This is a genomic window from Cyanobacterium sp. T60_A2020_053, from assembly GCA_015272165.1.
Classification (GTDB): domain Bacteria; phylum Cyanobacteriota; class Cyanobacteriia; order Cyanobacteriales; family Cyanobacteriaceae; genus Cyanobacterium.
The window spans coordinates 1-25241 of record JACYMF010000013.1 but is presented as its reverse complement, the minus strand read 5'-3'; the positions used below and the strand labels follow the sequence as shown (position 1 = coordinate 25241).

The window sequence follows — 25241 nt, the reverse complement described above, 5'->3', positions numbered from 1 at the left end:
ATGATTAATGCCTAAAAAAATTCGAGAATTAAAAAGTTTACTAAAAAAAGCTGGTTTTGTGTATCGTACAGCTAAAGGTAGTCATACTCGTTGGTATCATGAACTATTACCGGAAGACCCAATTACTATATCAGGTAGTGATGGTGATGATGCTCAAAAATATTTGGAAAAACAAATTAATCAAAAGTTAGATAAATTAAAAAGAATAAAAGAGGGTAAGTAATTATGAGTAAATTTAATTATACTATCACTATTCAATGGAGCGATGAAGATAACTGTTTTGTAGTATTTCTACCTGATTTTAAAAATGAAATGCAACCCATTACTCACGGTGAAACCTATGAAGAAGCCTTAAAAAATGGGCAGGAAGTTTTAGAGTTAATCATCGAAGATTATCAAGAAGATGGTAAAGATTTACCCCAACCTAAAACCTTTGTTTTTGCGTAAAGTTTATTATGAGTAATCATTTTCACGATTCAAAAACTACGATCATTATAGCCACTATTTCTGTGATTGGTACGGTTGTGGCTACTTTGGGAAATAAATGCGCTAATTTTTAACTGGCAACATATCTTTCCTTCAAATAATGTCTCTTACTCTAATCAAACATCAATATCTGAAAAATTAACTAAATTAAGCTGATTTTAGTTTTTATGATAAAAACTAAAAATTTATAAATCATGAAGATGCAATGAAAGTTAAACGAAATCAATCAGAAGGATGGATAACTAATTAGCAAATATTGAATTACTATTCAATGGGTGATGAAGATAATTGTTTTATATTGTAGTTTTTTGCCCGAATTGAGGAAAAATGTTATGCAACAAGGTGCTATTATATGAATTGGACTTATTGAGAAATCAATGGGACAAAATATAATAAAATTCTTACTTTAGCCATATAGGCATGGTTTGGTTACAAAAATTTTTTACAAAGGGAAGTAGCGATAATAATTCGGGCGCTACAGACTATCACAGAGATTGGGTATCGTTAGATACAGAACGTTTTGGCAATGCTAAAATATTTTTTAGTACCCAAGAAGAAATCGATTTGTATGAATTAGAGGAACTTTGCGACTCCGTGGGATGGGCAAGAAGACCTTTACGAAAGGTGCGGAAGGCGCTGGAACATAGTTATCTAGTGGTATCTGCATGGGAAATGAAAGGTAATCGTAAAGTATTGATTGGTTTTGCCCGTGCGACCTCTGATCATGCTTTTAATGCTACTGTCTGGGATGTAGTGATTCATCCGCGCTTCCAAAATAAGGGTTTGGGTAAAACTTTGATGAAATATATGATTCAAAAGTTGCGTAGTGATGATATTAGTAATGTTACTTTGTTTGCTGATCCTCAAGTGGTGGAATTTTATCGCCGTTTAGGTTTTATACTTGATCCTGAAGGGATTAAGGGTATGTTTTGGTATCCTGACTAAATTACTTTTTTTGTTTGAATTTAGTGTTACTTTCTTTGGGGAAATTTTCTAGTAATGGCATTACTTAAAATCAAATATTTTTTATTTTTATTATTGTCTTTGATTACTGTCATTAATGAAAATATTTCTTCAGTTCAAGCCAATGAAATAGAAGAGGAAAAACTATTTCAAATTAAAGCTAATTTAGTGATTGATCAACTGGCGGAAACTACTAAGATACCCAGTGAAGGAGATGTAGAAAAATATGCTTTTCCGATTATAACTGCCCGTTTAGAAAAAAATATTGATCTTGATTGGAGTGCCAAACAATTGCAACGTTTAACCCAGCGCCCTCCAGACAGTTTTTATCTTAAAGGCTCTTTCCCAATTTTTACTCGAATAAATAAAGAATAATATTTATATTTTAAAAAATTATCGCTAATCATTATACTTTAACTAAAATAAAATAAATTTATTGTTTTCTGTGTTAATATTGTGACTTAAATCATAATTTGTGTGACGTAGATCAACATTTTTTAAATTACTATCAATAAAATTAACATTGCTTAAATTCCCATAACAAAATTTAGTACCATAAAAACAACTGATCAATTTTGCTAATTTTAGTAAATAAGTATTTTTAGTATTTTTATTCGTGAAAAGCAAAGTAAATAAACTGCTAATAACGATCAAAATAAAGACAGTTAAAAAAGTTATTAATTGAGCAAAAGCAAAAAAATTAGCAATTCCAAAAGAAATAAAAAAGGATAATGATAGAAATAATAAACAAAATAGGGGAGTAAAAATAAGATTGATACAGGCAAAAGCTAAACTAACTATTATCACAATTATCCCTACAATGAAATGAGTAATACCGCTAATGAAAGCAAGACTCAAGGCAAAAACTATACTCTTACTACCGAGAAAAAAACCGATTCCAGCGCCCGTCAATGTATCACCACGAAAACAAAAACCATCAAGATTAAGATTAGTAAAATCTCTTTCTCCTTGCTGATATTTTTCAATAATTTCCTCTTTATTCATTGTTTTTTGCCTCTTTCCTTTTCTAATATAGCAATACTATTTGATTTGTAAAATAAGATTTCCCTTGAACCTTTTTATTAAAAGAAGAATTAAAGGATGGTTGTTCACGAATCGTTTAGGACTGCTATAACATTATCAAATAATAGAAAAAATCTTCCTTTTCTCCCTTGTTTTCTCTGCAAAACAAATCAATTTTGTACCTAAATTTGCAAAAAACCAGCACCCCAGCGCCCTCCACCATGATAAATTCAGTAAAATTACGGAAAAATATTAAGAGTATAAAAAATAGAATATGAGATATATTGGTTATGGTGAGCGAAGAATGACTTAAAGCCATGAAAAAATTATCTCCTCTGCTATTATCAGCGTTTTTATTGATCTCTGGATGTACCATCGATGACGGCAGCGATGATGTTGTCAATGAATTTCCCCCCGAAAATCCCACACCTTCCGCCGAAATTCCTAACGAAGCCCCTTCTCTGGATATATCTGATGGGGTGGCTAGTGGTTTAATTCCTTCTACAAACCCTCAAACGCGCCTCGCCCAAGTCAATGAGCGTAAAAGTGATCCCTTTTCTTTGTCCACGCCCAGCGTGGTTATTCAATATGTAGAACCTACTTTTGCCAATGGCGCTTCAGCCGACAATGGTGTTACTACGAATGGTAATTTTAATGGTGAAGTAGGCACTGCTGGTAATGGTGGTAATGGTATGACGGGCGCTACAGGCGCTACGGGCGCCGGTAATGGAATGACCGGCGCTGGTAATGGGATGACGGGCGCTACAGGGGCTACAGGCGCTGCTGGTAATGGTGGTAGGGGAGCGACGGGCGCTACAGGCGCTACGGGCGCTAAGGGTGCTACGGGCGCTGGTAATAGTGGTAATGTACCTGCGATCCCTAATGGAGAGGTGTTTGAACCTCTAGCGCCCCCCGAACCACTTTATGCGCGGAGTATCTTAATATCAGGAATTATTGATGTGGGAGGAGAAAATGTCGCTTTAATTTCTACTCCTGATAATAACCCCGTTCGTTCCATTCGAGAAGGGGATGTAATTTCTAATGAGCAAGGAAATGTATTGGTAAAAAGAATCCAATTATCTCGTCCTTCAAATCAAATGGTTACTCTTAGGAATAATGGTGGTTTTGTGGAAAGAAATTTAGGTCCTTTACAAGGCACAGTAGTTTTAGAACAATTGGGCGAAAATATTATTAAAAATATTGGTGAATCTGAAAGAATTAATGCCCCTGAATCTTAAATCAGTAAAGGAGAGTAAAAATTGACCACAAAAATCGAAAAAACCATCAAAATCCAGCGCCCTTCCCTCGCGCGCTACCGAGAAATGATGGCTCATGTGCGACAAGTTAACGGGGTAAGTGCTTCTCTCTTACCCCAAACTGATCCTAATTTTGATTACTTACAAAGCCAAGTAGGGGGAATTATGGTGGAGTATAACAGCGCCCTCCCCCCCACAGAAATACAGCAATTAGAAGCCATTATTAACTATTATCAACAGTTAAACTAGATGTTTATTTTTATATAATTAGGTGGTGATGAAAAAGTATTTTGGTGAGGAGAGTAAAACCTCATAATTGTCAATTGTCAATTTACCCTCACGATTGCACTTTTTCAGTAACCCATCATTAACTGTTAGATTCTGCTGGTTTTTCCATGTTAATACGCTTTTTCTTACTAGCTTCAATAGTTTCAGCAATTACCGTTAACATTTGACTAATTTTATTCAAATTACTTTTATATAAATCAACATCTTTTTTCAATTTTTCTATGGGTAATTGTAATTTATCGGTGATGGGCGCTATTAATTTCGCCATTTTTTCCTCATCTTTCACCATTTCCTCATTAGTTTTCGCTAATAAAGCATAAAAACCAATACCAAATAAACGACTATACTTAAACTTGTCACGGTGGAGGGCGCTTTTCCACCCTTCCACTACATTATCAGCCAAACCATCTTGATGCTGAGGATTAGATAACCAATTAATTAAATCTTCGGCGGATTTACCTTCCACAAAATCTAAAAGCGCCCCTGCCTGTTGTCGATATTCTTCGGGATTACTATTAATGCCCTGACAAAGCGCCCGAAAAATAGAATCCTTATCACTTTCAGGGGTATAACCATTCATAAATTGATCAAAACTTTGGCATACACCCACATAATAAATAGGATCAGGTTGAAAATCAACATTAACTGAAAGTAAGTGCATTTCTACCATTAACTCTTGTACCACTTGACGATAAATAGAGTTAATGGGTCGGTTGTGGTGTTGATAAAATGCTCTTCTGGTGTCGGAAACGGTAGGAATATTACTCACAAATAATCTTTTATTTATTTTTTATTTTGTTTACAATACTTAATTATCTCACATAGAAGGCAAGTCTTCAGAGTTATGAATTATGAGTTATGAGTTATGAGTTATGAATTATTATCTTGCCCCTTGCCCTTTGCCTTTTCTGATAAAATTAAAATAAACCCTGCATTGCCATAGCTTATGACTGCTACGCCCAATTCTTCATCTGAAAATCAAAATAATAACCTCGTTAAAATTCCGCCCAAGCAGTTAAGCCACGTCAAAAAGCCCAAAGAATCTTATTCTCTGAGGATTATTCTATTATTAGGGGTTGCCTTTGTCGGCATTATCGCTCAAATTAGTTGGTTAGGGGCGCTGGGCGCTGGTGGTGTTTTCTTTTTTGCTATTCTTCAAGTTATTCCTTTTGTCCGTAGTTGGGTTTCTTTTTTCCTTACCCCTGATGAGCGAAGGGCGCTGGTGGGTAGCGTTGGTTTAATTCTTTCTTTTCTCATTCTCGCTAAATATTTGGGAATTTATGGTCGCATTACTCAATGGTTAACCCAATTTAAGTATGATGAATTTGGCTCTTGGGCTGAGTGGGTGGGCGCTGTGGGGCAAATTATGATTGCTATTTTAGCTGTATATGTGGCATGGCAACAGTATGTAATTTCTAAAGATTTAACTACCCAACAAAATCGCATTACTCAACAACAAACCATTGACGCTTATTTTCAGGGCATTTCTGATTTAGTTTTAGGTCCTGATGGCTTATTGGAAGACTGGCCCCAAGAAAGGGCTATCGCTGAAGGGCGCACGGCGGCCATTCTTAGCAGTGTTGATCCTCCGGGTAGAGCAAAAATACTACGTTTTTTGTCTCGTTCTCGTTTAATTACTCCTTTAAAGAGGGATAGTCATTTAGGGCGACCGATTTTAGATGGTAATGGCGGTTATGCTGAGGATCGAGATCATGGTATGAGGGTGATTAATTTGGGGGTGGTTTTAGCTGGAAATTTTCTTTCTGGTCAAGATTTGCGCTGGTTAGACCTCAGTGAAGCTAATATGGTTAAAGTTCATCTTGATAAATCAGATTTAAGTAAAACCAATTTATCTCGTACTATTCTTTATGAAGCGGATTTGAAGGAGGCTGATTTTAAGGGTGTTAGATTGTTTTACGGTAATTATGACACTGCTTCCCCTCGCAATCGTCAAGATACACCAAATTACGTTACGGGCGAGTTTACGGGCGCTGTCATTGAAAATGCTGATTTTACGGGGGCAAAAAATCTTAGTGAGGAAAATCGTTACTATTGTTGTTGTTGGGGTGGTGAATACACCCGTTCTACTATACCGGGAGGATGTCAAGGTATTCCTGATAAGGTGTTATCACAATCAGCGCCCGATAATGAATGATAAATTAGGCAGGTTTCAGGTTGCAGGTTGCAGGTTGCAGGTTGCAGGTTTCAGGTTGCAGGTTGCAGGTGAAATACTTATAAATTAATGAATTAAGCCAAGTAGTTATTTTTCATAAATTACTCATTTGTATCAATAATTTTTGATGGGGATGGAAAAAATACAGTATTTTTAGAGAAAAAAGGCTATTTTTTGTCAACTATTTCACCTAATACCTAACACCTTTATCTCACCTAATACCTGCTACCTGATACCTGACACCTTTATTTCACCCGACACCCGAAGCCTGACACCTCCCCTCACCCAAATACTTTTTGATCAACACCTAATTAAGGATTGTCAAAGTGATTAACGAAAAGGAAATTAAAGAACAAGCGCACTCCACCGGTTTTCATAAAGTAGGTATTACCACTATTTCAGCTACGGAAAATGAACGCCAAAAAGCGGTGAATCATTTGCAAGACTGGTTACAAAAAGGTTATCAAGCTGATATGGCATGGATGGATAATGCTAAACGTCAAGATATACGTCAGTGTTGGGGTGAAGGGCGCTCGATTATTGCTGTTGCCTTAAATTACTATACCCCCCACCAAAGAGAAAATAACCCCAATATTGGCAAAATATCCCGTTATGGTTGGGGTAGAGACTACCATCGCATCATGCACAAAAAACTCAAAAAATTAAGTCAATGGTTAGAAAATCAACATCCCACCATTAAAACTCGCTACTATGCAGATACCGCGCCCGTGCAAGATAAATTTTGGGCGCAACAAGCTGGTATCGGTTGGATTGCCAAAAACGGTAACGTCATTACCCGTGACTACGGTAGTTGGGTGTTTTTGGGAGAAATTATCACCAATTTAGAATTACAACCAGATAAACCCCATACTAATCACTGTGGCACTTGTAGCCGTTGTATTACAGCCTGTCCTACCAATGCCATTACAGCGCCCTCCGTCGTGGATGCTAACCGTTGTTTAGCCTATCATACCATCGAAAATCGAGCGGAAAAATTGCCCGATCATATCACCCCTCATCTTAACGGTTGGGTGGCTGGTTGTGATATATGCCAAGATGTCTGCCCTTGGAATGAAAGATTTGCTCAACCTACAGACGTAGAAGATTTTAACCCTTATACCGAAAATCTTAATCCTTCCTTAGCAGATTTAGCCCATCTGAGTGATGAAGAATGGGATAAACGTTTTACAGGTAGCGCCCTTCGCCGTATCAAACCAGCCATGTGGCGCCGTAATGCCCAAGCACAAATGAATTATGAATTATGAGTTATGAATTATGAGTTATGAAGAATGCTAAACAATTCATTATAAATAAAATATTACTAGAAAATATTGAATTAACTTTACTTTCTAAATTCTAAATTTTCTTCCCCTCTGCTTCTCTTCTTTTAACTGTTACAATAAATTAAGAAATATTAAACATTTTTAACATAAATTAAGATGACAACTCAGCTAAAAGATCAACAATCTTACACCATTAAAGATTGGCGTGGCGGTTATGAATCTCAACCTTGTGAGGAGGAATATTGGATTGATGAGGTAGAGGGAGAAATTCCTGCGGAGATTAAAGGTACTTTATATCGTAATGGACCGGGATTATTAGAAGTCTATGGTACACCATTAAAGCATCCTTTTGATGGGGATGGGATGATTTGCGGTTTTAGCTTCGAGGGAGGGCGCTGTTTTTTTCGTAATCGCTATGTCAAAACTAAAGAATTTTTAGCGGAAAAAGAAGCAGGAAAAATGCTCTATCGTGGGGTTTTTGGTAGTCAGAAACCGGGTGGACTTTTTAATAATATTTTTGATATTAAAGTAAAAAATATTGCTAATACCAACATTATCTATTGGGGAAATAAGTTATTAGCTTTATGGGAAGCGGCACAACCTTATCAGCTTGATAGTAAAACTTTAGATACCATTGGTTTAGATAATTTAGGTGGTATTCTTCAAGATGGAGATGTTTTTTCAGCGCACCCCCGCATTGATACACAATCTCAATTTAACAACAATAAACCTTCTTTAATTAATTTTGGTATTAAACCGGGTTTATCTAGCACTATTACTATTTATGAATTTGATCAAGATGGTAATATTATCCAACAATATGATCACATTACTCCCGGATTTTGTTTTATCCATGATTTTGTAATTACTCCTAATTACGTCATTTTCTTTCAAAATCCTACTGGTTATAATCCATTACCCTTTGTTTTTGGGGTGAAGGGCGCTGGAGAATGTTTAAGTTTTGACAAAGATAAACCAACTAAAATTATTATTATTCCTCGCCAAAAGCCTCATAAAAATGTCAGGACTTTAGAAGTAGATGCTGGATTTATTTTTCATCATGTTAATGCTTTTGAAGATGACGAAAATAATTTAGTTATTGACTCTGTATGTTATGCCGAATTAAGTCAAATTAACTTTGATAAAAACTATAAAGAGGTGGATTTTGGTACACTAGCACCGGGGGAAATATGGCGTTTTCATGTCAACTTAAATACTGAAGAAGTGACTAAAGAATTAATTGAGTCTCGTTGTGTGGAATTTCCTAGTATTCATCCTAATAATGTCGGACGAAAATATCGGTATGGGTTTACGGGCGCTGGGGCTAAAAATGAAGTTAATGCACCGTTACAGGCACTCTTAAAATTAGATTTAGAAACTAATGAGCGTCAACTATATTCTTACGCACCGAGAGGATTTACGGGTGAACCAATTTTTGTGCCTAAACCAGATGGAGAATTTGAGGATGATGGTTGGGTTTTCCATTTGATTTATGATGCCAGTCGTCACGCTTCGGATTTGTATATTTTTGATGCTAAAGATATTCAAAAACCCTTAGCCATTTTGCATCTTAAAAAACATATTCCTTACGGTTTACACGGTAGCTGGTGTGACGCTGTGGTGATGGATAATTGACAATTAATTATTTTTGATGAAAGAGTTGAAAATGCCTTAAATTTACTTTTGCCTCTTGCCTTTTCAACTAATATCAAGTCCATAATACTATCAAAAAATTTACCAGACAAGGGGTTTAAACCCCTTGTTATCAAAATTTGATTGCTAATAATCTCACAACTCAGATAGAATCGCTATATCAATATCTTAGTTCAATTTATTGAACGATCGGGGCGTTGGTTCCGTGTAATTCATTACACGGTGGGGTAACAGCGAAAAAATGATCTATTTGTAACTAACTATCCGAACTTGATATAATTCATTACACAGTGGGTAAATTACAAAACTTTATTCTTAACCTTCAAATATTAATTGATAACTAAAAATATGCTATGATATAAACAGTTTAATTTACTAAAATAGTTCTAAATAAAATGTCTTTTGCTGGATTACACGTTCATACAGACTATAGTTTATTAGATGGTGCATCACAAATTCCTAATTTAATTGCTCGAGCGATAGAGTTGGGAATGCCAGCTATTGCTGTTACAGATCATGGTGTCATGTATGGTGCAATTCAGTTAATAAAAAACTGTTTTAGTAAGGACATAAAACCGATTATTGGCAATGAAATGTATGTAATTAATGCTGATATTACTCAATATCATAAAGGCATAAAAAAATTTCATCAAGTAGTATTAGCTAAAAATAAAATTGGTTATAAAAATCTAGTTAAACTAACGACAATTTCTCATCTTCAGGGAATGCAGGGAAAAGGGATTTTTTCTCGTCCTTGTATTAATAAAGAATTATTGGAACAGTACAAAGAAGGTTTAATCGTCACCAGTGCCTGTTTGGGGGGAGAAATACCCCAAGCTATTTTAAAAGGTGACTATGGAAGGGCGCACGATGTCGCGCGCTGGTATCAAAGGGTATTTGGCGAAGATTTTTACCTCGAAATTCAAGATCATGGTTCTCAAGAAGACCGTATAGTTAATGTAGAAATTGTTAAAATAAGTCAGGAATTAAATATAAAAATAGTTGCTACTAATGATTCTCATTTTATTTCTTGTAATGACGTAGAAGCGCACGACGCCCTACTTTGTATCCAAACTAATAAAAATATTGAGGAAGAGAAAAGACTACGTTATTCAGGCACAGAATATCTCAAATCAGAAGCAGAAATGAGGTTATTATTTCGAGATCATTTAGATGAAAAAATCATCGATGAAGCTATTAAAAATACCCTCGAAGTAGCAGATAAAATCCAAAAGTATTCTCTTTTAGGTGAGCCAAGAATACCCAATTTTGAAATTCCTCCCGGGCATACCCCCGAAAGCTATTTAGAAGCAGTAACATGGCAAGGGTTACTAGAACGTTTTAACTGTCGTCAGCGCACGGAAATCACTCCAGAATATCGTCAGCGCTTGGAATATGAGTTAAAAATGATGGAACAGATGGGGTTCTGTACTTATTTCCTCGTGGTGTGGGATTATATCAAGTACGCTAGAGATAATAGCATACCCGTAGGACCGGGGCGCGGTTCGGCGGCCGGTTCTTTAGTTGCTTATGCTTTACGCATTACCAATATTGATCCTGTGCATCATGGCTTATTATTTGAGCGTTTTTTAAATCCTGAAAGAAAGTCCATGCCTGATATTGATACGGATTTTTGTATCCAAAGGCGAGATCAAATGATTCGGTATGTGACGGAAAAATACGGGGAAGATAAGGTGGCGCAAATTATCACTTTTAACCGCATGACTTCTAAGGCGGTGTTAAAGGATGTGGCACGAGTGTTAGCAATTCCTTACGCTGAGGCTGATCAAATGGCAAAAATGATCCCCGTAGCGCGCGGTAAACCAGCCAAATTAAAGGTGATGGTATCGGAAGATAGTCCAGCGCCCGAATTTAAGGAAAGGTATGAAAATGAGCCTCATGTGAAGCGCTGGTTAGATATGGCCATGCGCATTGAGGGCATGAATAAAACTTTTGGGGTTCATGCGGCTGGGGTGGTAATATCAAGTGATCCTTTAGATGAAATTGTGCCGTTACAGAAAAATAATGATGGCGCGGTGATTACGCAATATTTCATGGAGGATTTAGAGTCCCTCGGTTTGTTGAAAATGGACTTTTTGGGGTTAAAAAATTTAACTACCATTCAAAAAACTGCTGAGTTGATCAAACAAAATCAAAATATCGATATTGATGTGGATGAGTTACCATTGGGAGAGCGGAGGGCTCTACAAATCCTCGCTAAAGGCACAAGTAAAAAACTTCCAGCAGATGTGGCTAAAACTCATGATTTATTAGAAAGAGGCGATTTAGAGGGAGTGTTTCAGCTTGAGTCTGATGGCATGAAACAAATTGTTCGGGATTTGAAACCCTCTGGTATTGAGGATATTTCATCTATTTTAGCTCTTTATCGTCCCGGTCCTTTGGATGCTGGTTTGATTCCCCTATTTATTGACCGTAAACATGGTAGATTACCTATTGAGTATGAACATCAGCTTCTTGTCCCTATTTTAAAAGAAACTTACGCTGTTTTGGTGTATCAAGAGCAAATTATGAAAATGGCGCAGGATTTAGCTGGGTATTCCCTAGGGGAAGCTGATTTGTTGAGGCGCGCTATGGGTAAGAAAAAAGCCTCTGAGATGGAGAAACACCATGAAAAATTCCTTGATGGGGCGATGAAAAATGGGGTTAAACGGGATATTGCGGAGAGTTTATTTGATCAAATGGTTAAATTTGCGGAATATTGCCTCAGTTACGATACGGAAGTGTTAACGGTGGAATATGGCGCTATGCCCATCGGCAAGTTAGTGACAGAAAAGATCAAGTGTACTGTTTATAGTGTGGATGGTAATGGTTTTGTTTATACTCAACCAGTGGCACAGTGGCATGACAGGGGTAAGCAAGAATTATTTGAGTATGAGTTGGGTGACGGGCGCTTTATTCGGGCGACAAAAGATCATAAAATGATGACAGTGGATAAGCAAATGTTATCCATTGATGAAATTTTTGAGCGCGGTTTGGATTTATGGACAATAGATAATTGACAATTACCAAGTTGGCGTTGCTGAATCAAGGTATGAAAATCAAAACTCAACAATCTGGAATACTTACTATTTAATACTTGAGCGATCTCCCATCAATATGAATCATACTTAAAATCAGCAACGCCTGAATTTTTAATTTGGTTACAGCGCTCTAGGTAGTTGTGTAGAAGTTATTGCCCCCCTCCATTTAGGAGAAAGACATCATTTGGGCGCATTAGAACTTTATGGGCGCTATCAATAATCATGTTTAATTCACTGTCAATGATTGTCCATTATCTTGAGCTGACAACTTCAATAACAATGGCACTGCTTTGGTTGCCCATGCCTTAGCTGTCTGGTAGTATAGTATGACCGAGAAGGTTATCCTGTAAATAGTAGTACCATCCCATTGCCCTTTCTTCTTTGCCATACCCATCAACAACAATGTCATCCTCAATGCGTTCTTCCCTGCTCTTGTCTTTTGCAATACGACTCATTGTATAATTCTTAATATCATTAACTTGTTTTCACTTTACCATTGTCTAATGGCAAAAATGCCTCCTCCTATCCAAAATAAACCAAACAACCGTAAAAAATACTCCATCAACACAAATATTATTGTCATCACCAGAAAACAAATTTATTTTTTTATTTAATTAACAATTTGCATAATTTTTTTTGCTAGTATATTTTGCACAGGCATAATCGATAATCGATTACCTTTTTTTACTAACAAAAAATCTTCAGATAGAAACATTTCTTTTAATTGACTGAGTGTAAGAGCATTAGTAAACTTCTTTTCAAATTTAACTTTAACTGTGTACCAACGGGGTTTTTCTACGGTAGATTGAGGATCAAAATAAGGAGATTTAATGTCGAATTGACTGGGATCAATAATATTTTCTTCACATATTTTAACTAATCCAACAATGGCAGGAGTTTTACAATTAGAATGATAAAAAAAGCCATAGTCACCTTTTTTCATACTGCGCAAAAAATTTCTAGCTTGATAATTGCGCACTCCATCCCAGATAGTTTCTTGGTCTGTAATTATCTGATCTATACTGTAAGCAGTTGGTTCAGATTTGAATAACCAGTAATTGTTCATATATATCCTTTTTCTGTAACTTTTCCCGATAATTAACTTAAAAAAATTTATGGGTGGTTTCAATAAAATATATTATTAATTAAGACAAAATTTACACAAAAAATAGAAATGACTTAACCGTTAAAGATAAACTCAGAATCATCCTCACTATCTTCCTCTACTTTACCATTTCCATTCACTTCAAAAATAGAACTATCATCATCTTGATCTGAATCCATTTGTGAAGAATTAAGATCAAATTGTACTTGATTAATTACCGTACCAATCAGAGGTAACTCAGCTTCCACAAACTCATCAATGGTAGTTTCCAAAAGATTACGTTGACTAATACCCGGATGAGTAACTAAAATTAGACCATCAGCAAAAGACTCAAGTAATAAAGCATCATTACAGATCGAGAGAGAAGGAGTATCCAACACCACTAAATCATATTGAGAGCGCGCGTAACGCAGAAAAGACTTCATCTCGCCAGATTCCAAAATAGCTGCCGCTTGTGCTTGATAACCGGGACTGGCCATAATGAATAAATTAGGTACTTCATCAATTCTTTTGATCACATCATGTAAATTTCCCCCCTGCACATCATAATAACGAATGGCATCAGTGGCAAAAACAGGATCAGGTTGAATATTAAAATATTTACGAGATTTTGGGTTTTTATCTCGTAAATCGGTTTCCACCAGCAAAGTTCTTTTTCCTGCATTAGCAGATGCAATGGCAAGGTTATAAGCACTAATGCTTTTTCCTTCTCTTTTACTCACACTGGTAATTAAAACAATTTTGGTGTTTTCCGCCCCAAAGCGCCCGATATTACTCCGAAAACGTTCGTAGTAGCTGTTATACACTGAATTTGAATCGAGGAGGAGAGGCACTTTTTTTCGACTTTCTGTTAAAATTTGTACAGTCGGTAACTCTGCCAAAACAGGAATACCTCTTTCCGTCAATACCTCTCGAATTTCTTCAGGAGTATGTAATCTTTCATCAAGGGTAGCAAGGAGGAAAATCACTGCTACAGCGCCCATCACCCCAACACCGACACCAATGGCGACAATTAAGAGAGGATTTAAACGACTGATAACTGGGCGAGGTTCGATAGCTAAAAACGGCGGTTGTACTACCGTTAAACTACTATCCGCTTCCGCTTGGGCTGCGCGCGCATCGATTAAAGCAGAAAATACCGTTTGATAGAGAATACGCTGACTTTGTACTTCCTGTATTAGCTGAGTTTGCTGGGTTTGTCGTTCCGGAAAAACCTCATATTCTGCTTGTAGAGTATTCTCAATATTTGTCACCGACTCAATTTGTCTCGCAATAGCTTCCCTTTCCGACTGTAAAGCAATTAAACGAGAAGCTAACTGCGCCCTAGTGGGGTCTAAATTACTGCTTTTACGAATATCTGCCGTCAGTGGTTTTAAAATACCATCATCCCCAATGACTTCCTGCGCCCTCTCTTCCATCAACTTCTCATTAACTGCTTTTTGATTTTCGATTTCGACAATAGTAGGGTGATCGGGTCGTAAATCCTTAGAGAATCGCTCTAAATCTAACTCATTTTGTAAAATTTGCGCCCTTAAACTGGCAATAATGGGATCAGCACTCAACGCTGAAGCGGTGTAAGCCTCATCCGCCGTTAAATTTAACTGGTTTTCTAAGGTAGCGATTTCCCCCTCAATGCCCGATAAGACAACTTCTAATTGTCGGCGTTGTTGTTGGGCGCTGGTAATACCACCAAATAAACTACCATTTTGTATGGAAAGTAATAACGAACCTTCCCCTGTGATATAGTCATAGAAAACATCTTCCGCCTCTTTCAAATCTTGACGAACCACCCCCAAGCGCCCTTCTAAATTACGAATACGGTTATCAAGTTGTACGGTATTAATGCGATAACTCTCATTAACTAACTCCTCCATAAATACCCGCAAAACCGATAACGTTTCTTGGGGACTTCGATTTCCTCGATATTCCAGCGTAATTAAATTACCGACACCCCCCTGAGCTCTTTGTTCTTCTGTGGGTAACTGAATTGTTAATCTCTTTTGGGTGATCATCTCCTCAATTTGCCCCACACTGTATTGAAGACGATTGGCAACAATTTCCAATACTTGAGGAGAAAGTAAATCCGTTAAATTGACACTGCGCCCTTGCACTTGTAATTCCTCTCCGGTGACGGTAAAAGTCGGTAAAGGATTATTCAAAGAAATACGCCCAATGGCTTTTGGTACGGGGTCTTCCGGGTCTGGTTGCGGTTGTACTGCAATAACGACAGAAATGCCTGTAATTAAGACAAATACTAATAAACCAACAAATTTATTTTGATTAAGGGAGATTAAAAAGCGAGTTAAAAGGGGGGAAGCCATAGCAAAAAATCTAGGGAATTAACAACAGTATATATGCTGAGTCAGGGAGTGAAATTAATTGTATATTTACTTTAACAAAAGTAACAAGCCATAGAGAATTAAGACAATTTTGATTGATATAAAAATAGACAATCTATTGTAACTAAATACTTAAAAGCGGAAATTATTACGACGATCAAATAAGCTACCGTCAAAAGTGCGCTGAATAAAATCGGTAAAACCAAAAATATCTCGGATAGGTTGAGTAATAATTCTAATACCACCTAAAACCCTACCTAAGAGAGTGCGACTAACCACAATGACATCATCATCTCTTAGGGGAACATTTTGGGTAACATCACTATTTTGGATGGTTTCTCTGACATTAAGAGATTGGGTTACGACTCTACCTAATTCAGGGTCAAAACGCACTAAACTAACTTCATTATTGGTAATCAGTGGTACAAATTCTGGTAGTAACGCCACTGCATCGAGGAAGCTACTACCATTAGGAATGTTAATATTTCTTAATGTCACTCCTGCAGCGCCCGTCGGTGCTACTAAGCGCACAGTAATGACAGGGTCAGGAATATTGGTGCGTGAGACAAACAAGCGATCATAATCTTGGTCTTCTCCTACTTGTAAACGAGATACAACAATGGTATCCCCGGCTTGAAGTCTAACTTGGGGCTGTCTTTTGCCTTCAATTAAGGGTTGATAGAGATTGACTTTTTCTTCTACGATAGTGCCGTCATGGAGAGTTCTTTTGATGATAATGGAACGAATATCGGCTTGTTGGGTTGTACCTCCAGCTTGCGCCAAAACAATATTAAGAGGTGTACCTTGCCCGATAGTATAATACCCCGGGCGCCCGACTTCCCCCACTACTGTTAAGTTTACTGGTCTTTGCCCTGTTAAAGCGGCTACTACTTGGGGTGGTTCTTTTAAAAAGCGATTTCCTAATTCAAGGCGGATTTTATTTTCTACTTCTTCAATGGTCAAACCTTTGAGGGAAATTCGCCCTAACAACGGGGCAATGACATTTCCTTTTGCGTCTAGCGCTGCTGAAAAATTAAATTCGGGGAATCTCAACACATTAACAGCGATGACATCACCAAAATCCAGACGATATTCATTTAATTCCAAAGATTCTTGCTCGTTAAAGGGTGGCGGTTGATAACCCTGTGGCACTACATTAAAGGTTGTATCATTATTTACTTGAGTATTACTAGGTATTACCGTTGGGGTGACGGGCGCTGGACTTGGAGCAAGAGGATTAGGGCTTAAAATGGGCAAATCTTGCCTCGTATCACTCTGTGCATAGCTAGGAGTACAAAACAGGTGCGGTATCAGCACAACACTGACAAAGGAAGCGAAAGACAATCCGTGTTTAGTGACTCTGATAAATTGACTCATGGATAATGGAAGATAAAATTTATAGGCACAAGCGCCTTTGATCAAACTTTATGATAATCGAAAATGAATAATTAGGTATCAAGTTTTGGAGAAGTTGGGGAAAAATGGAGAAAGGGGAGAAGGAGAAAAAACATACAACAATATATAATTTTTAATCCTTTTTCAAACTTTTCAAACAGGTTCTTAGATTGCTATATTAAATTTATTAGGAAAAAAGTGTAGGTTAAAATCATGGTTGAAGAATGTTGTCGCCCTAATCCTCCTTGTCGTCACTTTTGTCGTTTAGATGGGCATTTATTAACAGGTAAAGGAATCATCCGTAATCCCGATAATGGCAATGAATATGAAGTCTTGGGAGTTCTTGCCCAGGGGGGTATGAGTATTACTTATTTAGTATATAATTACCAAATCAAAAAATTATCTGTCTTAAAGGAGATTAGTTGTGAATTAGCATCCATCGCCAAAGCCAGAGAACTTTTTCAGAGAGAAGCAAGAATTTTACAATCTTTACAAAACCAAGGCATACCTGAATTTTATGACTTTTTTGCCTCCAAAAATTACTATTCTTTAATTATGGAGATGATTCACGGTGAAAGTTTAGATAAAGTTGACTTTAACAATGAAAAAGAAGTTTTAAAATGTACTTGGGAAGTGGCAAAAATTTTAGACTATTTACATAGTCTTCCTCAACCTATTATTCATCGAGACATCAAACCCACTAACTTAATTTTTCGATATAGTCCTCAAGAAGTGGTTTTGATTGATTTTGGAGCAGTGAAAGAGGCAGCCTTAGAACCCGGTACAAGAATTGCTACCACTGGCTACAGTTCCCCTGAGCAGAAAAAAGGTTTATCTTTTATACAGTCTGATTTTTATGCTTTGGGGACAACTCTAGTTTATTTGCTTACTAAAAAATCACCCAATGCTTTTTATAATCCTATAATGAAAAAATTTATTGGTTTAGAAGAAATGGGAATTTCTAAGCCTGTAATTAATTTTATCAATAAAATGACAGAGTTTGAACCTCAGAGCAGACCAGTTAATGCCTTAGCCGTAATGGATTTAGTGACGGAGCTAATGTCTTAATTTGATTGGCTCCACATCGATCTCTCTCGTTAATAATAATAGGTATTATCCCATGAAACCCAGCGCCCTCCATCGTATATAAAAAAACGAAAAGAATGAAAACCTACACTATATTTCACAAATTATTCCAAATATTTACCAGAAACTTTGTTGGGTTTACTTTATTGACCTCCAGAATTAGCGCAACAAGATGAATTTTGCTACCAAATATTAAAAAACCTAAGCTAAGACGCATTTAATCTTCCTTTTTAAATTTCTGAATCCTTTGCTGTAAGAGGTTCTCAATTGCAAACTAGGTGTTGTTAGCTTATCAATTAAAGACTTTAGCATAACTGAATACTGTGATCAATTCTGAGCTTTTATTAAAAATTGTCGATTAGTAACAAGAAAATACTGCATTTTCTCTAAAAAAACCCTATTTTTGGCACTTTTTTGGGTTTTTATGATGCTAAAAATCTTTATTTGACAAGATTGTTGATTTATTCAGCAAACCTCACTTAGGGCAATATGAACCCCATAATGATTTTCGGGCGATGTTGAACGGAAATCATTAATGTTATCAAATCTTGATATTTGTGATCCCCAAAACCTGAAGAAATCGTTAACTGACGAAAACTAATCTCGTAACCCCTTGACAAAACTAGGTTTTGTTATGTTACATAAAGTTAAGCAAATGATCCCCACTGGGATCAAACTTAATTAGCTTAGGGAAAATTGATCATTTCACTGAGTTAAGCCATTATTACCACGGGGATTTAATCTCATGTCAAAACAACGACCACCCATAGAGGAAATGACTTTAAGACAATTACGCAAGGTTGCGAGTGATCTTAATATTCCTCGTTATAGTCGGATGCGTAAAGCTCAATTATTGAGTGCGATTCAAGTCAAGCAGAGAGAAATTTTACCAAATCAATCCAGCAATTTTAATCAAAATCAAGCAAATAGTTTAGTAGTTCCAATGATTAAGCAAGGAGAAGCACAAATGGAAGTATCAAAATTTGATGTCGGGCAAGATGATCTTTCTGCAGAGGTATTAGCTTCGGTAGATGAAGGGTTAGGGGATTTACCCGAAGGGTACGGAGATAGTAAAATTATTCTTTTGCCACGAGACCCACAGTGGGCTTATGCTTATTGGGATATATCCCATGAACAAAAAGCGTCTTTGCGTTCTCAAGGGGGGCAACAGTTGGCGTTAAGATTATATGACGTTACGGATATTGACATTGACTATGAAGGTCCTCACAATATTCAAGAGTATTTATGTGATGAGTTAGCCCGGGAGTGGTATTTACCTATTCCTGTAAGTGATCGGGATTATCTTATTGATATTGGTTATCGTTGTAGTGATGGGCGCTGGTTGGTGTTAGCAAGAAGCGCGCCCGTGCGTATTCCCCCTGTGTATCCTAGTGATTGGGTGGAAGATGTTTTTATTTCTGTGGCTTGGGAAGAGGATTTGAAAGGCAAAACTAGCTATGAATTAACTCCTCCAGCGAAAAAAGCGGCTCTCGCTGCTCAAGCTATGAATCAAGGAATTTATGAAGTTCAAGAAATTCATGGAGTTCAAGATAATCCCATTTATGATGAAATCTTTGGCATGGCTAAGGGCGCTGAGGCTCAACGGGTTGCCGGTTCTCTTTATGGTAGTATGCAACAAGTGCCTAGTTCAGTGATTCCCGAAAATACCCTTAGTTCTTACGTTTTTCCTTCTGGCATGGGTATGTGGGCTGTGCCGACTGCTTCAGGCGCTGGCATGGGTTATGCCGGTGGCTCTGGAGTTGGTATGGCTTCTGGTTCAGGAGTGGGAATGTTGGCTGGTGGATCGGGCGCTGGTTTGGATATAGAAGCTCAACCTCGTAAATTCTGGTTAGTGGCTGATGCGGAGTTAATCGTCTATGGTGCAACGGAGCCTGATGCTACGGTTACTATAGGTGGCAGGCCCATCAAACTTAATCCAGATGGAACATTCCGCTTCCAAATGTCTTTCCAAGATGGTTTAATTGACTATCCTATTATGGCAGTTGCTTCTGATGGTGAACAAACTCGTTCTATTCACATGGAGTTTAAACGTCAAACTCCTTCTCGTCATACTAATACCAAGGAAGATGCCGTTTTAGAGTGGTTTCCCCCTGTTAAAAAATAGTTAATTGACCATATACCTATCTGCCTGAATCTCTCCCTTGGATGGTTCTTCTCAGGCAGACTTTTTTCCCTTCACCCTAACTCTTTTCCCAAAGGAAAGGGAAATTAAGTTAGTCCTAGCCCAAGCTATCTCTAAACTAATCTTCTCACCTCGTCCCTTACCCTTTTGACTTTTTCTGCTAAAATTCTAGCGATAATAGAAAAATAAAATATACTTGTTCTATGAAAATTGCTTTAGTTTCTCTCAAAGGGGGAGTCGGTAAAACCACCAGCGCGGTTCACCTTGCCACATATTTACAGGTAAAAAACCCCACTTTATTGGTAGATGCGGATCGAAATCGTTCGGCGTTGGTATGGGCAAGGGATGAAAAGATGTCTTTTCAGGTGGCAACGGAAGCAGGATCAACTATTCTGGCAAGTAAATTTACTCATATTGTCACAGATATGAAAGCAAGACCAGATATTGATGATCTTAAAAAATTAGTTCAAGACCAAGATTTAATCATTTTGCCTACTACTCCTAATCATTTAGATTTAGATGCTACCCTCAAGGCGGTGGAAATTATCCAAGAATTAAAAGCGCCCTTCAAAATATTATTAACTAAAGTAGATTCTCGCACGGTTAATGGTCGTAAGGCGAGACAAATTTTAAAGGACCATGATTTACCAGTATTTAAAACAGAAATTCCCTTGTTAATTGCTTTTGAGAAAGCGTCAGAAAACGGTTTAACTGTCAAGGATTATGGTGATTATCGCTCTCGTCAGGCATGGCGCAAATATGAAGCGGTGGGCAAAGAGATTTTGGCATAAATTCTTCATTCCCGAAAACCTAATACTCAATACCTAAGTTAAAATAATGAAATTGAGTTAGTAAAATCAGCTATGGCAATTACAGAACAAGAAGTAAAAACAAAGGACGAGAGTAATTATTGGGATGAAATTCCCGAATCTGCAGAAATGGGTTTTTTTGATCATGTGGAGGAGTTACGAAGACGATTATTTATTTCTTTGATTTCTGTTATCGTCAGCGCCCTTGCCTGTTTTGCTTTCGTTAAACCTATCGTAGCATGGCTAGAAGTCCCTGCTCAAGGGGTTAAATTTTTACAGTTAGCTCCGGGCGAGTTTTTTTTCGTTTCTTTCCAAGTAGCTGGTTATACCGGTATTTTACTGGCAAGTCCGATGATAATTTATCAGGTAGTACAGTTTGTTGTACCCGGTTTAACTAGAAAAGAAAGAAGATTATTAGCGCCCGTCGTCTTCGGTTCAAGTATTCTGTTTTTTGCTGGTTTAGCTTTTGCTTATTGGTTATTAATTCCTGCGGCGCTGAACTTTTTTGTTAGTTATGGTGGGGATGTAGTAGAACAGTTATGGTCTATCGATAAATACTTTAAATTCGTTTTGTTGTTGATGTTTTGTACGGGTATTGCTTTTCAAATCCCAGTAATTCAATTATTATTAGGTAATCTCAAGTTGGTTTCCTCTCAACAAATGTTGGCAGGATGGCGCGTTGTGATAGTTGCGGCGGCGGTGATGGGCGCTGTTATTACGCCTTCTACTGACCCTTTAACTCAATCTTTGTTGGGGGGCGCTGTTTTAGCTCTTTATTTTGGCGGTATTGCTGTGGTAAAACTTACGGGAAATTAGGGAAGGAAGGGGAGAAAGGGAGAAAGGGAGAAAGGGAAGACAGGGAGAAGGGGAGAAGGGAAGAAAGGGAGAAGGGAAGACAGGGAGATTATTAATTATTCATAATTCATTAGTTGATGGATATTTTGATTGTTGAGGATGAAAGGGAAATTAGTGGTTTGATTGAGTCGGTTTTTGTTAAGGAGGGCTTTAACTGTCAGGTGGCTGGAAATGGTGAAGAAGGTTTAAGGGTTGCTCAGACTTGGCAACCTGACGTAATTATTTTAGATTTAATGTTACCGAAAATGGATGGGTTAGAGGTTTGTAATCGCATCCGAAGTCAATCTCTCCAAAAAGACCCTTATATTTTGATGTTAACTGCTAAGGGAGAAGAAATAGACCGCATTATTGGGCTTTCCACGGGCGCTGATGACTATTTGGTTAAGCCCTTTAGCCCCAGGGAATTGGTGGCACGGGTGAGGGCGCTGTTACGGCGCAGTTTACGTCATGGGCAACAATCCCAAATTTATCAAACAGACCATTTTTATCTTAACCTTGACGAACACAGCGCCCTGCGCCAATTAGACGGCGAAAAATCAGAAGATTTAGATTTAACTGCCCTAGAATTTAAGTTACTATCGATTTTTCTTAGTTATCCAGCTAAAGTATGGAATCGCACCCAATTAATCGATCAACTATGGGGTGCTGATTTTTTTGGTGATGAAAGGGTGGTTGATACCCATATTCGTCGTTTACGCAAAAAAATTGAACCTAACCCAGCACATCCTACTTTCCTTAAAACTGTTGTCGGTGTTGGTTACAAATTTGAAGATTAAAATTTAATTTATTTTGTCGGGTTAGCAATGCCCACCATGTTATTTTTAATAAAATCGGTTTAGGGTCTGCTAAATAACTGTGGTTTACACTAAATGTAAAGATAAATGAAGGAAGAGTTAACGAGAAAAGAAAGAGGATTAAAAAAAATAAATCAGGAAGAACAAATACTAAATATGAATAAGGACAGAGAAGAAATATTACAATATTTACTAGAAAAATTCCGTAAATATCATGAATAAAAGTAATAGTTGGAACAAAGTAAAAAAGTATTCCTTTCAATAGCAAAAAAAATCTTTAATATTTTCAATATTCCATGGCACAAAAACAAAAATATCCTCATCTTTTAGGTTCAAAATGGACATCAACACAAAAAACATGGGGATGGCGACATTTTCAAGTGATTAACCGCAAAAATGAAGGGCGCTGGGTATTTGCTGAAATGACAGCTTCTTGTGATGGTGACGTGCGCTTTTGGATTAATGCCAAACAATTAAAAGATCGAGATTTGTGGCAACCCGGTTGGCAAACTTTAGCGGAGATGGGCGCTGGGGAATTGATTTAGAAGGGGAAGCAGAGGGAGAAAGGGAAGCAGGGGAAGTAGAGGGTGACAGGGGGATAATTAGTAGTTTTTCATTATCAATTGTCCATTATCAATTGTCCATTGTCCATTATCCACCCCTACCTAATTTAGCTTTTAATTCACCTTTAATACGATTTAAAATGGAAGTCTCATCAAGGGAATTAATGATGCTTTCCACCACCGCTAAAGGTCCATCATCGCCCCATGAAGCGCCCTCCGCCAAATACACAGAAGTAATCTTCCCGATGGCATAGGTAGAAACTCCAGCTACTCCGGCTTGGGTGATAGCCACTGATACATAAGGCACTAGGGTTAATCCTGCGGTGAGGGGCGCACTTGCCCCTAAAATACCTTTAAGGGAACTTAAACCAAATGTTACAAGTATATCACTAGCTGTAATACCGCCCATACTAAAAGCAATTTTTTTCAGTAACTCCAGCGCCCCTCCCCGTGTCATAGGAATATTATAAAGATGAGAAAGACTGACAATCATGGCAACATCAATTAGCGCCCCTGTAAACAAATCAAAGGCAGTGACAGGGTTTAAGGCGATGGCGGTGGCTTTCGTCATCACTGCTTTTTGAATGATTTTTTCAGCATGATGATGGCGCAAAGTAATTTTTTGTTGCACTACCTTTTCATTAATATTACCCGCAAATAACATGGTATTTAGCGCCACCAAAGATTTTCCTTCTTGATGTAAAATTTCTAAAATTTTGACCTGTAAATCCTCGATTTGAGGGGCGCCACGATAGCGGTTAACCTTAACTTTTCCTTCTTTATCCCGTTTAGCTTCTACCAGCAATGGGGAGGCTGCTACCATGACAATTTCATCGGGGGATAATAACTCTTTTACTCTTTTATCTCTGATTGTCTCATAAATTTCTAAACGATCTGCTTCGGGATATTGATCAATTTTATTAAACACCAATATCATCGGTTTACCCACTTCTCGTAAACGGGAGAGGGCGCTATACTCCACTTTAGTCATATCTCCCGACACCACAAACAAAATTAAATCCACTTGAGAAGCCAATTCGTGCGCTAACGCCTCTCTGGTTTCCCCGTCAATTTCATCAATGCCGGGAGTGTCAATTAATTGAATTTGACTATTGGCATTAGCATTGATTAACCGTTGGATTTTTTGCCCTTGATTGCCAATAACTTCGCCATTTAGTTGCCAATTCGTTTGATCAATATCACGGGTGACACCATGTAGCGCCCCTGTCACAAATATTTCCTCACCGATTAAAGCATTTAAAACACTAGATTTTCCTCTCCCTACCATACCAAAAGCAGCAATTTGAATGATGCTTTGGTCTAATTTTTCCAGCATGGATGACAGGCGCACGATTTCCGTTTCTAAACCGATTTCTTCTTCTGGTTGTAAATCTAAATTATCTAATAATCCTCGTAAGGATTGTTGCGCCTGACGATAGTTAATTTCTCCTTGCAGGTTAGCAAAATCAATAATTGTTGTTTCCCATTCTTCTTGATTCCACTGTGATATTTTTGTCATCGTCAGTCAGTTTTCAGTCGGTGAGTGAAATTTTAAATATGTCGTTGCCTACTGCACTTAATTTTAATTGATTACTTTTGATTAGGATAACTGATCCAGTTTAGCTAATAATTTTAAGCCTGTTTCTGCATTACCCCTCAGCGCCATAGCCTGAAAACGGTTATAAGTATCAAATTCTGAAATCGCTTTAGTACAAAATTCATCCATCAATTTATTAAGACTAATCCCTCTAGTTTCTGCTAATTGTTTTAGTCTATCGTGCTTATCATCGGGGAGTCTAATTGTTAGAGTTGCCATAAATTTTCATTTTTATTACTAACTGACGTTACGCACTGATTCAAATGTTAAGGGAGGTTTCAGGTAGCAGGTAGCAGGTTTCAGGTTTAAAACCCTTCCCTCAATAGACTCTTGTACAACAAAAAGATCAATAAACATAAGTTTCTTGTCAATTCTTTAACCTAATACCT

General features: G+C 37.4%; 24 protein-coding genes. 16 read left to right on the top strand and 8 right to left on the bottom strand.

Annotation, left to right across the window (positions count from 1 at the left end; genetic code table 11):
• The first annotated feature begins 7 nt into the window (after window positions 1–7).
• The 4 genes from IGQ45_02245 to IGQ45_02230 all read left to right on the top strand — a co-directional run bounded on the left by IGQ45_02245 (window position 8) and on the right by IGQ45_02230 (window position 1824).
• Window positions 8–223, top strand: a complete 216-nt coding sequence (locus IGQ45_02245) for a type II toxin-antitoxin system HicA family toxin (GenBank protein ID MBF2056045.1) — start codon at window positions 8–10, stop codon at window positions 221–223.
• A gap of 2 nt (window positions 224–225) precedes the next feature.
• Window positions 226–447 (top strand): type II toxin-antitoxin system HicB family antitoxin, encoded by a 222-nt coding sequence (locus IGQ45_02240; GenBank protein ID MBF2056044.1) that lies wholly within the window; start codon window positions 226–228, stop codon window positions 445–447.
• A 459-nt stretch (window positions 448–906) separates the two neighbouring features.
• On the top strand, window positions 907–1431 hold the full coding sequence (locus IGQ45_02235) for a GNAT family N-acetyltransferase (protein ID MBF2056043.1): 525 nt from the start codon (window positions 907–909) through the stop codon (window positions 1429–1431).
• 54 nt (window positions 1432–1485) lie between these two features.
• Window positions 1486–1824 (top strand): hypothetical protein, encoded by a 339-nt coding sequence (locus tag IGQ45_02230; protein ID MBF2056042.1) that lies wholly within the window; start codon window positions 1486–1488, stop codon window positions 1822–1824.
• 42 nt (window positions 1825–1866) lie between these two features.
• Here the strand turns inward: IGQ45_02230 and IGQ45_02225 are convergent, their stop codons facing one another.
• Window positions 1867–2454, bottom strand: coding sequence for a pentapeptide repeat-containing protein (locus IGQ45_02225; GenBank protein MBF2056041.1), 588 nt, complete (start codon window positions 2452–2454; stop codon window positions 1867–1869).
• A 335-nt stretch (window positions 2455–2789) separates the two neighbouring features.
• Here IGQ45_02225 and IGQ45_02220 point away from each other — a divergent pair, with 335 nt between their 5' ends.
• Window positions 2790–3710, top strand: a complete 921-nt coding sequence (locus IGQ45_02220; protein MBF2056040.1) for a hypothetical protein — start codon at window positions 2790–2792, stop codon at window positions 3708–3710.
• 21 nt (window positions 3711–3731) lie between these two features.
• Window positions 3732–3977: a hypothetical protein gene (locus IGQ45_02215; GenBank protein MBF2056039.1), complete on the top strand. Its 246-nt coding sequence runs from the start codon at window positions 3732–3734 to the stop codon at window positions 3975–3977.
• 118 nt (window positions 3978–4095) lie between these two features.
• Here IGQ45_02215 and psb29 read toward each other — a convergent pair whose 3' ends face one another.
• Complete coding sequence (gene psb29 / locus IGQ45_02210) at window positions 4096–4785, bottom strand: photosystem II biogenesis protein Psp29 (protein MBF2056038.1); 690 nt, start codon at window positions 4783–4785, stop codon at window positions 4096–4098.
• A 177-nt stretch (window positions 4786–4962) separates the two neighbouring features.
• On the opposite strand from psb29, the gene IGQ45_02205 reads away from it, so the two are divergent.
• The 4 genes from IGQ45_02205 (at window position 4963) to IGQ45_02190 (ending at window position 12145) form a co-directional block, all read left to right on the top strand.
• Window positions 4963–6171 (top strand): pentapeptide repeat-containing protein, encoded by a 1209-nt coding sequence (locus IGQ45_02205; protein MBF2056037.1) that lies wholly within the window; start codon window positions 4963–4965, stop codon window positions 6169–6171.
• Window positions 6172–6515: 344 nt separating this feature from the next.
• The gene (gene queG, locus IGQ45_02200; GenBank protein ID MBF2056036.1) at window positions 6516–7454 is read left to right on the top strand and encodes a tRNA epoxyqueuosine(34) reductase QueG; all 939 of its coding nucleotides are present in this window, start codon (window positions 6516–6518) and stop codon (window positions 7452–7454) included.
• Window positions 7455–7628: 174 nt separating this feature from the next.
• On the top strand, window positions 7629–9107 hold the full coding sequence (locus tag IGQ45_02195) for a carotenoid oxygenase family protein (protein MBF2056035.1): 1479 nt from the start codon (window positions 7629–7631) through the stop codon (window positions 9105–9107).
• 413 nt (window positions 9108–9520) lie between these two features.
• On the top strand, window positions 9521–12145 hold the full coding sequence (locus tag IGQ45_02190; protein MBF2056034.1) for a DNA polymerase III subunit alpha: 2625 nt from the start codon (window positions 9521–9523) through the stop codon (window positions 12143–12145).
• A 326-nt stretch (window positions 12146–12471) separates the two neighbouring features.
• Here IGQ45_02190 and IGQ45_02185 read toward each other — a convergent pair whose 3' ends face one another.
• The 4 genes from IGQ45_02185 to IGQ45_02170 form a co-directional block, all read right to left on the bottom strand.
• The gene (locus IGQ45_02185; GenBank protein MBF2056033.1) at window positions 12472–12621 is read right to left on the bottom strand and encodes a hypothetical protein; all 150 of its coding nucleotides are present in this window, start codon (window positions 12619–12621) and stop codon (window positions 12472–12474) included.
• Window positions 12622–12776: 155 nt separating this feature from the next.
• Window positions 12777–13232 carry an EVE domain-containing protein gene (locus tag IGQ45_02180; protein ID MBF2056032.1) on the bottom strand — a complete coding sequence of 152 codons (456 nt, stop codon included), beginning with the start codon at window positions 13230–13232 and terminating at the stop codon, window positions 12777–12779.
• A gap of 113 nt (window positions 13233–13345) precedes the next feature.
• Window positions 13346–15592, bottom strand: a complete 2247-nt coding sequence (locus tag IGQ45_02175; GenBank protein ID MBF2056031.1) for an ATPase — start codon at window positions 15590–15592, stop codon at window positions 13346–13348.
• Window positions 15593–15742: 150 nt separating this feature from the next.
• Entirely contained in the window at window positions 15743–16987 is a 1245-nt protein-coding gene (locus IGQ45_02170; protein MBF2056030.1) for a polysaccharide biosynthesis/export family protein, read from the bottom strand.
• A 231-nt stretch (window positions 16988–17218) separates the two neighbouring features.
• Here IGQ45_02170 and IGQ45_02165 point away from each other — a divergent pair, with 231 nt between their 5' ends.
• The 6 genes from IGQ45_02165 to IGQ45_02140 all read left to right on the top strand — a co-directional run bounded on the left by IGQ45_02165 (window position 17219) and on the right by IGQ45_02140 (window position 23237).
• Complete coding sequence (locus IGQ45_02165) at window positions 17219–18073, top strand: serine/threonine protein kinase (GenBank protein ID MBF2056029.1); 855 nt, start codon at window positions 17219–17221, stop codon at window positions 18071–18073.
• Between the two features lie 763 nt (window positions 18074–18836).
• Complete coding sequence (locus IGQ45_02160; protein MBF2056028.1) at window positions 18837–20216, top strand: DUF4912 domain-containing protein; 1380 nt, start codon at window positions 18837–18839, stop codon at window positions 20214–20216.
• A gap of 221 nt (window positions 20217–20437) precedes the next feature.
• Complete coding sequence (locus IGQ45_02155) at window positions 20438–21025, top strand: ParA family protein (protein MBF2056027.1); 588 nt, start codon at window positions 20438–20440, stop codon at window positions 21023–21025.
• A 72-nt stretch (window positions 21026–21097) separates the two neighbouring features.
• Window positions 21098–21859 (top strand): twin-arginine translocase subunit TatC, encoded by a 762-nt coding sequence (gene tatC / locus IGQ45_02150; GenBank protein MBF2056026.1) that lies wholly within the window; start codon window positions 21098–21100, stop codon window positions 21857–21859.
• Window positions 21860–21975: 116 nt separating this feature from the next.
• Window positions 21976–22674 carry a response regulator transcription factor gene (locus tag IGQ45_02145; GenBank protein ID MBF2056025.1) on the top strand — a complete coding sequence of 233 codons (699 nt, stop codon included), beginning with the start codon at window positions 21976–21978 and terminating at the stop codon, window positions 22672–22674.
• Window positions 22675–22988: 314 nt separating this feature from the next.
• Entirely contained in the window at window positions 22989–23237 is a 249-nt protein-coding gene (locus IGQ45_02140) for a TIGR02450 family Trp-rich protein (protein ID MBF2056024.1), read from the top strand.
• A 106-nt stretch (window positions 23238–23343) separates the two neighbouring features.
• Here the strand turns inward: IGQ45_02140 and IGQ45_02135 are convergent, their stop codons facing one another.
• Both IGQ45_02135 and IGQ45_02130 read right to left on the bottom strand, forming a co-directional pair.
• A complete protein-coding gene (locus IGQ45_02135) occupies window positions 23344–24774 on the bottom strand; it encodes a DUF697 domain-containing protein (protein ID MBF2056023.1) in 1431 nt (476 codons plus the stop codon).
• A gap of 81 nt (window positions 24775–24855) precedes the next feature.
• A complete protein-coding gene (locus tag IGQ45_02130) occupies window positions 24856–25071 on the bottom strand; it encodes a toxin-antitoxin system HicB family antitoxin (protein ID MBF2056022.1) in 216 nt (71 codons plus the stop codon).
• Between the last annotated feature and the right edge of the window lie 170 nt (window positions 25072–25241).